Source organism: Acinetobacter johnsonii ANC 3681 (assembly GCF_000368805.1).
In the GTDB taxonomy this organism is placed as follows: domain Bacteria; phylum Pseudomonadota; class Gammaproteobacteria; order Pseudomonadales; family Moraxellaceae; genus Acinetobacter; species Acinetobacter johnsonii.
Genome location: NZ_KB849706.1, coordinates 15633 through 31019 on the forward strand (window position 1 = coordinate 15633; position 15387 = coordinate 31019).

General features: G+C 42.8%; 14 protein-coding genes. 6 read left to right on the plus strand and 8 right to left on the minus strand.

What is annotated here, in order from left to right:
- Positions 1-17 precede the first annotated feature (17 nt).
- The gene (locus F946_RS13650; protein WP_004697633.1) at positions 18-425 is read right to left on the minus strand and encodes a rhodanese-like domain-containing protein; all 408 of its coding nucleotides are present in this window, start codon (positions 423-425) and stop codon (positions 18-20) included.
- A 97-nt stretch (positions 426-522) separates the two neighbouring features.
- Entirely contained in the window at positions 523-1581 is a 1059-nt protein-coding gene (gene rsgA / locus F946_RS13655; protein ID WP_004983468.1) for a ribosome small subunit-dependent GTPase A, read from the minus strand.
- Between the two features lie 124 nt (positions 1582-1705).
- Between rsgA and orn the strand changes: the two genes are divergently transcribed.
- From orn to F946_RS13685, 6 genes are all read left to right on the plus strand, one after another.
- Positions 1706-2260, plus strand: coding sequence for an oligoribonuclease (gene orn, locus F946_RS13660; protein WP_004697635.1), 555 nt, complete (start codon positions 1706-1708; stop codon positions 2258-2260).
- A gap of 158 nt (positions 2261-2418) precedes the next feature.
- Positions 2419-3153 carry a Bax inhibitor-1/YccA family protein gene (locus F946_RS13665; RefSeq protein ID WP_004697636.1) on the plus strand — a complete coding sequence of 245 codons (735 nt, stop codon included), beginning with the start codon at positions 2419-2421 and terminating at the stop codon, positions 3151-3153.
- Between the two features lie 143 nt (positions 3154-3296).
- Positions 3297-4100: an enoyl-ACP reductase FabI gene (locus F946_RS13670; protein ID WP_004983469.1), complete on the plus strand. Its 804-nt coding sequence runs from the start codon at positions 3297-3299 to the stop codon at positions 4098-4100.
- A 257-nt stretch (positions 4101-4357) separates the two neighbouring features.
- Positions 4358-4945 (plus strand): DUF6036 family nucleotidyltransferase, encoded by a 588-nt coding sequence (locus tag F946_RS13675; protein WP_004983475.1) that lies wholly within the window; start codon positions 4358-4360, stop codon positions 4943-4945.
- A gap of 26 nt (positions 4946-4971) precedes the next feature.
- Positions 4972-5346: a hypothetical protein gene (locus F946_RS13680; protein ID WP_212749327.1), complete on the plus strand. Its 375-nt coding sequence runs from the start codon at positions 4972-4974 to the stop codon at positions 5344-5346.
- Between the two features lie 259 nt (positions 5347-5605).
- Positions 5606-6022, plus strand: a complete 417-nt coding sequence (locus F946_RS13685) for a hypothetical protein (RefSeq protein WP_004983477.1) — start codon at positions 5606-5608, stop codon at positions 6020-6022.
- 24 nt (positions 6023-6046) lie between these two features.
- Here the strand turns inward: F946_RS13685 and F946_RS13690 are convergent, their stop codons facing one another.
- From F946_RS13690 to leuS, 6 genes are all read right to left on the minus strand, one after another.
- The gene (locus F946_RS13690; protein WP_004983478.1) at positions 6047-7456 is read right to left on the minus strand and encodes an efflux transporter outer membrane subunit; all 1410 of its coding nucleotides are present in this window, start codon (positions 7454-7456) and stop codon (positions 6047-6049) included.
- Positions 7457-7465: 9 nt separating this feature from the next.
- Entirely contained in the window at positions 7466-9457 is a 1992-nt protein-coding gene (locus tag F946_RS13695) for a MacB family efflux pump subunit (protein WP_004983479.1), read from the minus strand.
- Between the two features lie 2 nt (positions 9458-9459).
- A complete protein-coding gene (locus F946_RS13700; RefSeq protein ID WP_004983480.1) occupies positions 9460-10794 on the minus strand; it encodes a MacA family efflux pump subunit in 1335 nt (444 codons plus the stop codon).
- 115 nt (positions 10795-10909) lie between these two features.
- On the minus strand, positions 10910-11899 hold the full coding sequence (gene holA, locus F946_RS13705; RefSeq protein WP_004983481.1) for a DNA polymerase III subunit delta: 990 nt from the start codon (positions 11897-11899) through the stop codon (positions 10910-10912).
- Between the two features lie 9 nt (positions 11900-11908).
- Entirely contained in the window at positions 11909-12418 is a 510-nt protein-coding gene (locus F946_RS13710) for an LPS-assembly lipoprotein LptE (protein WP_004983482.1), read from the minus strand.
- A 217-nt stretch (positions 12419-12635) separates the two neighbouring features.
- Positions 12636-15257 carry a leucine--tRNA ligase gene (gene leuS, locus F946_RS13715; protein WP_004983486.1) on the minus strand — a complete coding sequence of 874 codons (2622 nt, stop codon included), beginning with the start codon at positions 15255-15257 and terminating at the stop codon, positions 12636-12638.
- Positions 15258-15387: the final 130 nt, after the last annotated feature.

Here is a 15387-nt window from a genome sequence, read left to right on the forward strand (position 1 = left end):
GTTTCTCCTTGTGCAAATTATTTAGCTTTAACCAGTGGTAAGCCTTGAGCCTTCCAGTTGCTAATCCCGCCATCTAAACGATAGCTGTCAGTATGTGCAACTTGTTGTAAAGCGGTACCTGCCACTTGGCCTAAGTTACAGATGAACACGAGTGGGCGATCTGCAGCTTTTAACTCTTCAGCATGTTTTGTAATTTGGCTGTAGGGAATGTTGCGACTTCCACTGATATGACCTTCACGGAAATCTTTGGCATCACGTAAGTCAATCAACATGGCATTTTTAGCTTTCACTAAAATACCTAAAGATTGTGGTGAAATTTTGCGACCATTGCGTTGTCCTTCAAGTACGAAAAACAAAACAACCAATACCGCAAGTGTTCCAAATAAGAAGGGGTGATTCCCCATAAACTCGAACCAACGTTCCACAAGTCACCTAAATTACAATTCAAAAATTGCTAGAGAGTATAGCTCATAAAATATGGTGATCAAAATCACCGCTTCAAGGGCTAAGGTTGAATAAAAATTAATTTTTTTGCTGAGCTTCAGCAATTTCATCAATCAGACGTAAATAGCTGTCTAAACGGCGCGTTAAAATTTCACCATTTGCCGCAGCTAAGCGTAAAGCGCATTGTTTTTCATGTTTATGGGTGCAGTTACGGAACTGACAGTAGCCCAGCAAGTTTTCAATTTCAGGAAAGCCGCGTTGCACTTTGTCCGCATCTAAGTGCCATAAACCAAACTCACGAATTCCCGGTGAGTCAATCAGCGAGGCGCCTTCGCCAAAGCCAATCAAACGGGTAGAGGTCGTGGTGTGCTGTCCTAAGGCTGAGTTTTCAGAAATCACATTGGTTTTTTGTGCAGCGTCAGGCACTATGGCATTAATTAAAGTGCTTTTACCAACACCAGACTGGCCAACAAAAGCCACGGTTTCATTTTTTAAACGCTGAGTCAGTGCGGTTAAATCACCATCGGCTTGTGTTTGCATCACTTCATAGCCTAAGGCTTGATATTCTGCAATCAACGCTAAAATCGGGTCATTGTCTTTGAGCAAATCGGTTTTATTCAGCACCAAAAGTGCTGGAATATTGGCATCGGCACAGGCCACCAAATAACGGTCAATTAGACCTGGTGCAGGCTCAGGCAGTGGCGCAAACACAATCACAATCAGGCTGATATTGGCAGCGACAGGTTTTACTTTATGATAACGGTCTGGACGAGTCAGTAGTGACTGACGTGGCTGTATCGCATTGATGATACCGAGCCCCGTATTTGGGTCGGCTTGCCATTTGACACGATCACCTGTGACCAGTAGTTCGAGGTTGGTTCGTGTGTGACAGCGCCAAATGCTGCCGAGTTCAATCGGTTTCCAAAACGGTTCAGGTTCGCCTGCTTGTACTGTCGGTTTGATGGGATGTGGGTCCGGAGTCGTAAGGGCTTGCACTTCAAGCTGACGGCCGTAGTGTTGTACCACCAAGCCTTCTAAATCATTTGAAGTGTCGATATCTTCTTGACGTGTTTGCTGTTGTTTCTGAATGCGGCGTTGTTGCTGTTCAGTTAAACGACGTTTACGAATTAAAGCCATTCATATCCTAAAAAACCATGAATTCAAGATGGCAAAAATAGCACGAAGCAGGGTATCAGTTACAGCATCGAAGCAATTAATTTGCTACTATCATCGTTTTTAAGCCGAATAAGATTGCACATTTATGAGCAGCACCGCTGATACGCGTTTGATTTGGATTGACCTTGAAATGACAGGTCTCGATACTGATAATGACCAAATTATTGAAGTTGCTACAATTGTAACGGATGATAACTTAAATATTTTAGCTGAAGGGCCTGTGCTTGCTGTACATCAGCCAGACCGTGTGCTGAATGCAATGGATGAGTGGAACACCCGCCAACATGGTCAATCCGGCTTAATTGAACGTGTACGTCGCAGTAAATTGACTGCGCAAGATGCGGAGCAGCAGACTTTAGAATTTCTAAAGAAATGGGTCAATCCAAAAAGCTCACCGATGTGTGGCAATTCAATCTGCCAAGACCGCCGTTTTTTACACCGTTTAATGCCTGAAATGGAACAATATTTCCACTACCGTAATTTAGACGTGTCTTCGGTAAAAGAGTTGGCTAAACGCTGGCGTCCAGAAATTATGAGTGGCTTGAAAAAGAATGCTTCACACTTAGCGATGGATGACATTCGTGATTCGATTGCGGAACTGAAGTATTATCGTGAATACTTTTTTATTATGAATAAATAAGTAGTAAAGAAAGAGGCGCTAGCCTCTTTTTTATTGAAATTGAATAGAATAGAGCTGAGGGTGTTTGTGTAGAAAAAAGAAACACTTTTTTGCTATACAAGTTTAAAACACGCTTTATGATAAAGTAAATTAATTAAATTATAACAAAGAGTTGAGTTATGCAAAGTAATAACCCTATTTTGAACCGCGTGGAAACACATGCGGACTATAGTCAACCGATGACTGTTCAAGGTGCTATTCAGAAGTCTGTATTACTTACAGTGATTGCAGCTGTGGTCGGTATGGCACTGTTTTTATACTGTTTCATGACCTTAAATATTTCGCTAGCCTATGCTGCAACCTTAGTCGGTGCGATTGGTGGTCTAATTTTAGGCCTAATTGCAACTTTTAAACCAAATACCGCACGTACCCTTGCCATTCCGTATGCCTTGTTTGAAGGTGCTTTTTTAGGTGGGGTGTCGGTTATTTTTCAATTGAAATATCCGGGTGTCCCTTTACAAGCGCTGTTGGCAACTTTTGTCACCACTTTAGTGATGTTTGGTTTGTATCGTTTCCAAATTATTCGTGCCACTGAAAAATTCAAATCTGTAGTGATGTCGGCATCAATTGCCATCGCGATTGTGTTTGTGGTGCAGATGGTTATGCGTTTGGCTTTTGGTTCAAGCATTCCATTTTTATTTGAAAACAATTTATTAGGTTTAGGTTTTGCCGCTTTTGTTGCAGTGATTGCATCACTTAACTTAATTCTAGATTTTGATTTGATTGAAAGTGCTGCGGCACAACATGCTCCGAAAGCGATGGAGTGGCTGTGTGGTATTGCACTACTAGCGACTCTGGTGTGGATGTACTATTCATTCCTACGTCTACTCAGCATGCTGCGTGGCGATGACTAATCTTCCTAGTTTTACAAATACGCCCCTTCATCGGGGCGTATTTGTTATTGAATGTTGATGAATTGAAAAAAGGCGCATTATGCAATTTCGGTTTCAACTTAAACTTGGCATTATGCAGATAAATTATTTTGAGTGAGAGTCACATGGCACAAGGACTATTGGCTGGAAAGCGTTTTTTAGTAGCAGGTATTGCAAGTAAATTATCAATTGCATTTGGTATTGCTCAAGCGCTTCACCGTGAGGGTGCGGAACTTGCATTTACTTATCCAAATGAAAAACTGAAAAAACGTGTAGATGAATTTGCAGCACAATTTGGCTCAACGATTGTTCTACCATGTGATGTGGCTGTCGATGCTGAAATTGAACAGACTTTTGTTGAATTGGCAAAACATTGGGATGGTTTAGACGGTGTAGTGCATTCGATTGGTTTTGCGCCTGCGCATACCTTGGATGGTGACTTTACCGATGTAACTGATCGTGATGGTTTTAAAGTGGCACATGACATCAGTGCGTATAGTTTCATCGCTATGGCACGTGCTGCGAAGCCATTACTTTTAGTTCGTCAAGGGTGCTTATTGACTTTGACTTACCAAGGTTCTGAGCGTGTGATGCCAAACTACAACGTGATGGGTATGGCGAAAGCATCATTAGAAGCGGGCGTACGTTACTTGGCATCAAGCTTGGGTGCAGAAGGGATTCGTGTGAATGCGATTTCAGCAGGGCCAATCCGTACTTTGGCGGCATCAGGGATTAAGTCGTTCCGCAAAATGTTAGATGTAAACGAAAAAATTTCACCACTTAAACGTAATGTGACCATTGAAGATGTCGGTAATGCTGCATTATTCCTTTGCTCACCTTGGGCAAATGGTATTACCGGTGAAATCATGTATGTCGATGCAGGTTTCAATACGGTAGGTATGAGCCCAGACTTGATGCTCGACGAATAATTAGATTGATTCAAATTATTTGATAAAGCCGCTTTTATAGCGGCTTTATTTTTAAGAGAGTGAGGCTCTAAAAATTATAGCAATATGTTAAGCTCCTAATATTGTTGCTTTAAAGTTAATTTAATTTGTTGTTTTATAAAATAAAAATTTATTAAAACTAAAGAGCTGAAACGTTGATAATCATTTTCAAAAGATTTAAAATTTGATTGAGTTTACAAGAAAAATGTCAACTCATATACTTCATCTAGAGATAGCGCATGGTCACTCTACACACTGAAACACCTTTAGCAAAGGCTATTTTTGAACTATTCAATGATTTGGCTCAATTAATCAAAGACAATCACAGAGACTTAGTTGCTGGTTCAATAACTGCTTATATATTTGGAGGTTGTGCAGTTCACTTGTATACAAATGCACGTGGAAGTAATGATTTAGATGCAGAATTAATCGCTGCAAACAAACTTGATATCAACAGCATAATTTTAGAGCTTGATCCTGTCTATTTTGATGATCCAGAGGCAGGTGAGTCAAGCCTAGATTTTGATATAAATTTTAATATTGGTTTGCCATCCTTAGGTCCTGATTACAAAGAAAATGCTATACCTTTAGTAAGTGAGGACAGTGTATTACATATATTCTTAGTGAGTGCGGTTGATATTGCTGTATCTAAGCTATCTAGATTGGCGGAAGATGATTTAAAAGATATTATTTCACTTTATAAAGCAGAACGTTTTAGTTTAGAAGACTTTCAACGTGTAGCAAGAGATGCTGTGTATTACAGTCCTACGCCTGATAGTTTGCAAAAGAACGTAGACTATGCTATAAGATGCATAGAGGAAGTATGATTATTAATCATCGTAGGTTTGTAACAATGAAACGTACACAAGAAGTTTTTGATAGATTGGTCAGTAGTGAGTTCAGTTTAGTATCTTTTGAAGATGTCAAGACTGTTGCTTTAGCTATGTGGCATGAAAATTTCGTACCTCAAGTGAAACATTTATCTGAATTCTCTGCAAAAGCTGCTGGTTATATAGTAGATAAATTAATGCGCTTTAATTGTGTTTCTCAAGAGCTTAAAGCAAAACTACGAAATGTACTGACAGAACTTAAAGCGAAGTTTAGTTTCACACCAGTTAAAGTCAAAAATTGTGATAAGTTGGCTCAAAACTGGGGGTTAGCAGAAGACCTGAAACAACAAGTTCGAGAACTTCTCGAATATCAAACGAGACACTATAAACATACTTAAGCAATAAATTAAAGCACCTTATGAGGTGCTTTTTTATTTATGCATATATTACTGCGACTATACAACAATTTATAGCTAAAAATTTTAATGTGATACTCAATTTAATAATTAACTATATTTATAAACATATCGAAAAATATACCTAATCATTTGTCATCTAATATTTTATATGCTAATAAATCCTAGTTTTTGTTGAATTAAAATTCTAAAGATAAAGTCAATAAGCATATAATTTTGAGCTTTCGGGGTAGGTTAAAGCGTGAAAAAAATAACTGTTGTTTTTGGATTAGTCACTCTTCTTTCACTTCAAGGTTGTGCCGCGGTGATGGCGAGTAACCAGCCGCATAAAAAGAATTTGACAGTTTTAGAGGTTGGAAAACACCGTAATTATGTGATTTCTGAATTGGGTGCGCCAGTCACCTCAGAAACCGTTAATGGAGAGCGTAAAGAGATTTATACTTTCCAACAGGGCTACTCAAAAGCAGCCAGAATCAGTCGTACGTTATGGCACACGACTGCGGATATTGCCTCGATTGGTCTATGGGAAGTGATTGGCTCTCCAGCTGAGATGTATTTCGATGGTCAGCAACTTTCGTATGAAGTTGTTTTTGATGATCAGGACAATATTAAACGTATTCACCAGATCCAGAATAATCCAGATCTGGTGAAAGAATAACAGAGCAAAACCATAGCGCGAGGACTATTGTTTTACTAGTTCTTTTACAGGACTTCCACCCAAGGCTTGCATCAACGTCACATAAGCGTTGTATTGGCTTTGTTTGGTATTGACCAAAGTTAAGCGCGCAGTGCGCGTGGTTTCTTGTTGATCCAACAAGGTTTTTAAAGCCACAGCACCATAGCGATAACGCACTTGGGTCAAGTGTTCCACTTTTTCAGCAAGTTCCAAATTTCGCTGTTGCAATTGTACTTGTTGACTGAGTTCAGTACGTGCAGACAATGCATTTTCCACATCGGCAAAGGCTTGGTACAAGGTTTGACGATATTGCACGATGGCTTTTTCATAGTCCAATTGACTAATCGCAAGGTCACGTTTCATGTCGTTATATTGCAAGAACGGCAGACTTAAACTTGCGCCTAAGGTTAGGGCTGGGTTCTTCAGCAGTTGGGTGAGTGAGGTACTGCTTGAACCAAGATTTCCAGTCAAGCTGATCGAAGGATAATAGCTCGCCGTGGTGGCATCTTTGGTCGCTAAGCTTTCACGTAAACGAAGCTCAGCCGCTTTTAAGTCTGGACGGCGCGACAAAATGTCGGCAGGTAAGCCCGCTGCGATACTTGGCAAAGCTAAACGTGGTAAACGCTGTGGTTCATCAATACTTAACTGCTGCACAGGCATATGCAGTAACACGGCAATTGTGGTACGGGTCTCGACCAAACTTTGCTGAATTTGACTCAGACTGGCTTTTTGACTTTGTACTGACTGTTCAGCTTGGGTTAAGTCCAGTCCTGATACAGCCCCAGCTTGATACTGAACTTTAACCAAGTCGTAGAGTTTTTGTGAGGTTGCAAGGCTTTGCTCAGCCGTTGTAAGGCTTTCATTATAATAGGCCAACTGCCAATATAATTTCGCCGTGGTGCCAATTAAGCTTTGAGCAGTGGCTTGTAAATCTTGCTCAGTTGCCAGTGCTTCCCATCTTTTTGCTTCCGTTTGACGGGCCAATTTACCAAATAAATCGACTTCATAACTTAAGCCAGCACCCAAAGACAGGCCACTTGAGCTGTCATTGCCTGAGTTTAAGTCGAACTGATGGCCTGTAGATACCGTAGAGCTCACCCGTGGCTTTTGCTGATTTTCAGCCAGTTCTGCTTGTAAGCGCGCTTGTTTTAAGGTCATCCCTGCAACGGCTAAATCGGCATTTTTTGCGAGCACAGCATCGATCAGTTGATTGAGCTGTGCATCACCAAATAACGTCCACCATTGATCGGCATACAAGGCTTGTTGACGTTGTTGTGATGTTGCTTTGTCGTATTGAAACTGAGTCGGCGTCTGTACTGCTGGTGCTTGATAAGGTGTTTTAACCACAGCTGCACAGCCAACCAACGTGCTGCCAAGCAGCATCGCGGTACAAAGGCGCGTTAATAAAAAAGGCATATTTTTTCCTTATTCTCTGGCAAGTGCTGCAACAGGGTCGAGTTTGGCTGCATTTTTTGCAGGCAAGAAACCAAACACCACACCAATTAAAGTCGAGCATACAAATGCGGCGATAATCGAGGTGGTTGAGTAGGCAACCCCGAAATTACCCCCAGCAAATTTTTGAATGATTTGTCCTAGACCCAGCGAGAGCAACACGCCTAACACGCCACCAATCAGGCAGACTAAAATGGCTTCAATCAGGAACTGCTGCAAAATATCACTTTGACGTGCACCCACCGCCATCCGAACCCCAATTTCTTGCGTCCGTTCGGTCACTGAAACCAACATAATATTCATTACACCGATACCACCTACCACCAAAGAAATCACGGCAATTGCAGAAACCAATAGGGTCATGGTACTGGTGGTCTTTTCAATGGTTTGGCGAATACTATCGCTGTTCATGGTGAACACATCTTGTTGACCATGGCGCAAGGTGAGTAAGTTCACAATTGCGTTTTCAGCCGCGCTAGTGGAGTACTTATCGTTGATTTGCACCACGATATTACGCACATTACTTTGACCGAGCATACGACTCATGACCGTGGTGTAGGGCATATAGACATTCAAAGTATCATCGGAACCCATAGCACTGGTTTGTGGTTCGACTACACCAATAATTCGTGCAGGAACACTGCCCAAAAGTACAACTTGCCCAATCGGACTGCTACCATCACTAAAAAACTGTTTTTGTGTATTGGTGTCAATGACCACGTCTTGGGTGCGGTCGCGGACACTTCGCTGGTCAAAGGTTTGTCCATTTTTGAAGGTCAGGCCTTTCACTGTGAAATAATCGCCACCGACACCATTAATGGTGGCATTGGCTTCACTTTGTTGATAGCGAATGGTTTTAGATGAACTCACCATTGGACTGACCGCACTCACATACGGTTGGGTGGCGAGCGCTTCAGCATCGGCAGGAACAAGGGTTTTAAAGTTGGCCGTTTTGGAGTTGTCACCAAAACCGCGCCCTTGGAACACCGTAATGGTGTTAGTTCCTAAACTACTGATGTTACTTAAAATCTGCTGTTGTGACCCATTACCCAAAGCCACCACTGTCACGACCGAGGCAATCCCGATAATAATGCCGAGCATGGTCAAAAAGGTTCGCATGCGGTGTGCATTCATCGACAAAAGTGCCATACGAAAGGCTTCACCTAAACGGTCGAGTAGGGAACGCCATGCGGAGACACTTTTATTTTTTTCTTGTTGGGCAGAAATCGCCGTTTCTGCATCAGGGTCGTTATGTAGTTCAGTGTCGTGCTCAGGTTGATTGACACGGTCTGCAATGATTTGTCCATCACTGATCTCGATAATCCGTGAGGCATTTTTTGCCACTTGCATATCGTGAGTGACCAAAATAATGGTATGGCCTGCGGCATTTAACTCACGCAAAATCCGCATCACTTCCACGCCACTATGCGAGTCTAGGGCACCTGTCGGTTCGTCAGCGAGAATGACATCACCGCCATTCATCAAGGCACGTGCAATCGAGACACGTTGTTGCTGCCCCCCAGAAAGTTGACTCGGACGGTTTTGAGTTTTATTGCCCAGTCCTAATTCTGTCAGTAAAGCAGTGGCACGTTGTTTACGCGCATACGGTGTTGCACCTGCATAAACCGCAGGTACTTCAACATTACCTTCTGCAGTTAAGTCGCCTAAAAGGTGGTAACGCTGGAAAATAAAACCAAAATACTCACGACGTAACTCGGCCAACTGATCCGGTTCGAGTTTACCGGTTTCGCGACCATTGACCTGATAACTCCCAGAGGTCGGGCGGTCGAGACAGCCCAAAATATTCATCAGGGTGGATTTACCTGAACCTGACTGACCGACAATGGCAACCAATTCACCTTCGTAAATGGTCAGATCAATGCCTTTGAGAATTTGGACAGTACTTTCGCCAGCAGGAAACTCTCGCACCAGATTGCTGACTTCAAGCAAGGCTTTTTTGGTCATGCTTACATTCCCATTGGTGGACTGTTACGACGGCGGTTGCTGCTATTTGCAGAAGCCGCAGTGTTCTCCGAACTGTCTGCAATCACCACTTGATCACCTTCTTTTAAGCCTGCAAGCACTTGTGCATTGACGCGGTTATTGATCCCCACCAAAATTTGTTTGGGTTGAGCTGAGCCGTCCGCTTGTAAGACACGAACTACGCTCAGCGTAGCTTTGCCTTCTTTAACCAATTGTTGTTGTGCTGCATTTAAATTCAGACGTTCAAGACGTGGACCTTGAGGTCGGTCTGAGTCCGATTTGCTTTGTGTCGATGACGCAGCTTGCGTATTTGAACTGCTGTTACGCTTTGCATTTGCAGGACGAGTGGAAATCGCAGAAGAGGGGACTAATAACGCATTTTTTGCAGAATCGAGCACGATGTAGACTTGTGCAGTCATATCAATACGGAGCTTGCCATCATGGTTGGGTACATCAAATAGCGCATTGTAGTAAATTGCGGTGCTGGTTGATGTGCTGGTGGTACTTTCATCGGTAATCGAGTCTGGCGCGGGCTCAACTTGACGTAGGCTAGCATAGCGCTTGCTGTCATCGCCTAAAGTGGTGAAATACACCTGTTGGCCTTTTTCAACTTTCATGATGTCCGCTTCACTGACCTGCGCCTTAATGGTCATGTTTTGCAATTTTGCAATTTTAACAATGGTCGGCGCACTTTGATTGGCGTTTACCGTTTGACCTTCCTCAGTCACGATCGCCACCACGGTACCGTCAGTCGGTGCCACAATGCGGGTATAACCGATATTGGTTTGTGCAGTCGACTTGGTTACTTTTGCAGATTCAATCTGTGCATCAATGGCTTTAATTTGTGCTTGTGCTGTTTTATAGCTGGCCTCAGCTGATTCTAATTCTGCTTTTGATGTAGCATCTTGTGCATACATTTGCTGTTGACGCTTATAGGCCAGTTGCGCCTCATTAAGACTAGCTTCTTGTTGTAGACGCTGTGCTTGCAAATTTTTAATGTTGGCTTCTGCTGTTTTGAAGCTGTTTTCTTGAGTGGTTGAATCAATCTGCGCAATCAATTGTCCTTGTTTAACTTCATCACCCAGTTGCACATACATTTTCTGTACTTGACCTGAGACCTGTGCGCCGACACTCACCAGTTTGGTTGCATCTAAAGTACCTGTCGCCAATACCGTATTTTCAAGATCACCACGAGTGACAGATTCGCTAATATACTGTGGTTGTTCTTGTTTTGGTTTGAAATATGTCCATGCGACATAAGCAAGTACGGCAACACATAGTACCGCGATAACCATTTTGACAGCTTTTATTTTTTGCATTGGAATCAGGGAGTAAACAGAATTGCAGATAGTATAAAAGCGAAATACGGATAAATCGTGAATTTTTTGAACAAATAGAAATGATTATTATTTTTAAAAGACTCGTTGCGGTAATTTAAGCGGGGAAGAGTGACTTTCCACACAGCGTTGCAATGGCTTGCATCACGACATGTTCAGCATTTTCATGCCCCAAACCTTTGATCGAAGCATCAATGCGAAGCAAGAGACTAGGCCACGTTAAAAAGCACTGCGGATTCAGTCGACGTAAGGCGTGTTGATAGACGCTGACTTTATTCTTCCAAATCCCCAGTTGTAGTGCATTTTGCGGTTGCTCAAACAGTTGCATGAGTAAACGCATTTCTTTACTGATGCTCCACAAAATCAAACTGAGGGGTTCACCTGAGGCAATCAGGTATTGGTAAATTTTAATCGATTGCGCCAGATTGCCTTCGAGCAGAGCATCACTTAAATCGAAAGTACTATAGCGGGACTGATCTTGTAAGCAGGCATGTAAATGATCAATCTGAATCAGCTCAACCTCGGCAAAGGTGTCGCTGACACGCATTAAGCTATTTTTAGCTGCGAGTAAGTTGTGTTCATGGTGTTGTTCTAACCACTGCCATGCATCCTGACTCAGTTTAACCCCAAGCTTATCTGCTTCAATGCTTAAAATCTGCTGACGATCACGCGGATAATTCGCGGTCAGGGCAACATGCACTCCATTGGCTTCAACCGTTTGGAAAAAGCCCGTTTTTAGGCTGGCGCTGTCCTGTTTTGGCATCACCACCAAAAGCAAGTTCTGTTCATTGCTTTGGATATAGCTTTTTAGCAACTTTAAAGCGTTAGCATCGGGCTTAATATTGCCATGAACTTCAATGGCAAGCTGACTTGAAAATAAGGACAAGCTATTGAGCGCATTAAAGACATTTTTCCAGTCATTGACATTGTTGATGTCATGCCGTTGTCGTTCAATCTCTTGCTTTTGCCAACTTGCTCGAAATGCATCCAGTAAATTTTGCTCAAGCAATGGTTCTTGACCTTGCATAATCCACGCGCCGCGAGCTTCATCGACACGTTTTAGGGCCTGCAAATAGTCAAGTTTCATTGTTAAACCTTACTGCTGTGCTGGTGGTAAGCGGTTCGAAGAAATCTGACGCACAATTTGCTGCGCGACATCATCCACGATGACTTGATTCAAATAGTTTTTCTCTTGGTCATCGGTGTTGACGGTTTCAACGTTGTATTGATAACTACGCGTTGCAACTACGGTTCGTGGTTCAGTCAGCGCACGGCCTTGCGCATCTTCGATACGGAAGGTGACATTGAGGCGTAGTAATACTTCAATCAGTTTGCCGTTCAGCTCTAAACGCTGTGGTTTATAGTCTAGCACGCGAAGCACATAGGCATCTGATCCACTGCTCAGCTGTACACCTGACGCACCCAAATAAATGGCCAATTTTTCATGCAGTTCATCGGTGTTCTTCGGAAGCACCAAATTCATTTTTGAATAAGCAATCGGTGTTGCGCTTGGATTGGTGCCTTTTAAATGAAAGCCACACCCGACCAAGCCAGCACTTAGGCCACAAGTTAAAACAATAGCTGCCAAACGTTTGCCTAAATGCATGTGTTGTCCTCTGTTTGCTCTTTTTGATAAAAGAAAAATAATATGTCGTGATTGTATGTGCAAAGCCCGTTGACTGGCAACGGGCTTTGTTTGGGAATTGTTTATTCCTTTTCGTTTCCCGCTCTTTTTGAAAGAGGTGAGAAGCAATGCTTCGCAAGGGAGATCTTCTAATAAAATCCCACCAAACCTCCCTTTATAAAAGGGAGGCTCAAAGGCCTTAAACCACCAAATTCACTAATTTATTTGGAACCACAATTTCTTTCTTGGTTGGACCTGTCAAGAATTGTTGAACTTCTGGTAATGCTTTAGCCAGTGCAAGCAATTCATCTTTCGATGTATCGACAGACACTTCTAATTTGCCACGCAGTTTACCATTCACTTGAACCACAATCGTTTGCGTATTACGTGTGAGTGCAGATTCATCTACAGTCGGGAACAATACACTGGTTAAGTCCAGTCCAAATTCAGCCAATAAAGTCTGGCTTAAATGTGGTGCAAATGGCGCAAGTAAAGTTAAAAGCGTTGTAATCGATTCACGAGCAACCGCAACATCATTATCATTTTTCGCTTCAAACTTATTGTTCGCATTTAACAGTTCCATCATTGCTGCAATAGCCGTGTTAAAGGCATGGCGGCGTTCGATGTCATCACCCACTTTTTGAATGGTTTCATGCGTTTTACGACGTAAGTCTTGTGCTTCTGTAGACAGTTGAGCAGTATCAATTGCAGAGGCTGCATTGCCTTTTTCAAGGAAGCTGGCAACCAAACGCCATACACGTTTCAAGAAACGGTTTGCGCCTTCTACACCTGCATCAGACCATTCAAGTGATTGATCTGGTGGAGCTGCAAACATCATGAACACACGTGCCGTATCTGCACCGTACTGATCAATAATAGCTTGTGGGTCGATACCGTTATTTTTCGATTTCGACATTTTCTCTTGGCCGCCAACAATCACGTCCTGACCATCACCTTGGTATTTCGCAGACAGAATACGACCTTTTTCATCACGTTCGAGGTCGATATCCGCAGGGTTAAACCAAGTTTTCTTGCCTGATTCAGCTTCACGGTAATAAGTGTCTGCCAAGACCATACCTTGAGTTAACAGGTTGGTAAATGGTTCATTGCCTTGTACTACGCCTTCATCACGCATCAATTTGTGGAAGAAGCGTGCATAAAGTAAGTGTAGAATCGCGTGTTCAACACCACCGATGTATTGGTTTACAGGAAGCCATGTTTGAGCAGCTTCAGGTTTAACTAAACCATCAGTAAAATCAGGAGATGCATAACGTGCATAGTACCAAGATGACTCTACAAAGGTATCTAAAGTATCAGTTTCACGACGTGCGTCGCCACCACAGCTTGGGCAAGTGGTTTGATAAAACTCAGGCATCTTGTTCAATGGATTACCCGAGCCATCAGGTACGACATCAGTTGGTAAGACCACTGGAAGTTGCTCTTCAGGTACAGGAACCTGACCACATTTTTCACAGTTGATCATTGGAATTGGGCAACCCCAATAACGCTGACGCGATACGCCCCAGTCACGTAAACGGAACTGGACTTTCGTGCTTGCAAGAGTTGTTGGTTCTAATTTTGCAAGGAACGCATCATAAGCAGCTTGGAAGTCTAAACCGTCAAATTCTGCTGAATTGACCAATTTACCGTCTTTAGAGCCATACCATTCTTGCCATTGTGCAGCATCAAAGTCTGCATCGTCTGCACCTTGAGCATCAATCACTTGTTTGATGGTTAAGCCGTATTTATTGGCAAATTCAAAATCACGTTCGTCGTGTGCAGGTACAGCCATCACTGCGCCAGAGCCATAAGACATCAACACGTAGTTGGCAATCCAAACAGGAATTTCTTCGCCAGTGACAGGATGCTTCACAGACAGACCTGTTGCCATGCCTTTCTTTTCAGCAGTGGCAAGGTCAGCTTCAGCCACAGAACCCATACGGCATTCTTCAATAAATGCTTTAAGTTCAGCATTATTTTCCGCAGCTTTCAGCGCCATTGGATGTTCTGCTGCAACTGCAACATAAGTCACACCCATTAAGGTGTCAGCACGTGTGGTGAATACAGTAAGGCCGTCTGCGTAAATTTCAGGATTCGCTGAAGGGAAGGTGATATCCATTCCTTGTGAGCGACCAATCCAGTTACGTTGCATGGTCAAGACTTGTTGTGGCCAACCGTCTTTTAAGGTATCTAAATCGTCTAATAATTCTTGCGCATAGTCGGTAATGCGGAAGTAATACATTGGAATATCACGTTTTTCAACCAATGCACCTGAACGCCAGCCACGACCATTTTCAACTTGTTCATTGGCCAGTACCGTCTGATCCACAGGATCCCAGTTTACTGTTGAAAGTTTACGGTAAATAAGGCCTTTTTTATAAAGTTGCACGAACAACCACTGTTCCCAGCGGTAGTATTCAGGGGTACAAGTCGCAAATTCACGATCCCAATCGACTGATAGACCTAATTTTTTTAATTGGTCACGCATATATGCGATGTTTTCAAAGGTCCATTTTGCAGGTGCAACTTGGTGTGCAATCGCAGCATTTTCAGCAGGTAAACCAAAAGCATCCCAACCCATAGGTTGCAGGACGGTTTCCCCTTTGAGACGGTGGAAACGGCTGATGACATCACCAATGGTGTAGTTACGCACATGACCCATATGCAGTTTGCCACTTGGATAAGGGAACATCGAGAGGATATAACGATGTGGACCTTCTACAGAGTCGGCAACTTTAAAGGCTTTACGAGCTTCCCAGTCTTGTTGGACGGTAGGTTCAATCGCGCTCGCTTGATATTCAGGGTCAATGTGAGTAGTCATATACGTATGTAGAACAATGGTTAAAAAGTTTGTTGCACAGCATAGCGCAAAATGCACCTAAAAGTGAATTTTGCGCTATGTTTTGTGCAGGAAATTAAAGAGGCTGAAAATTAATCTGGAACCGTAAGGA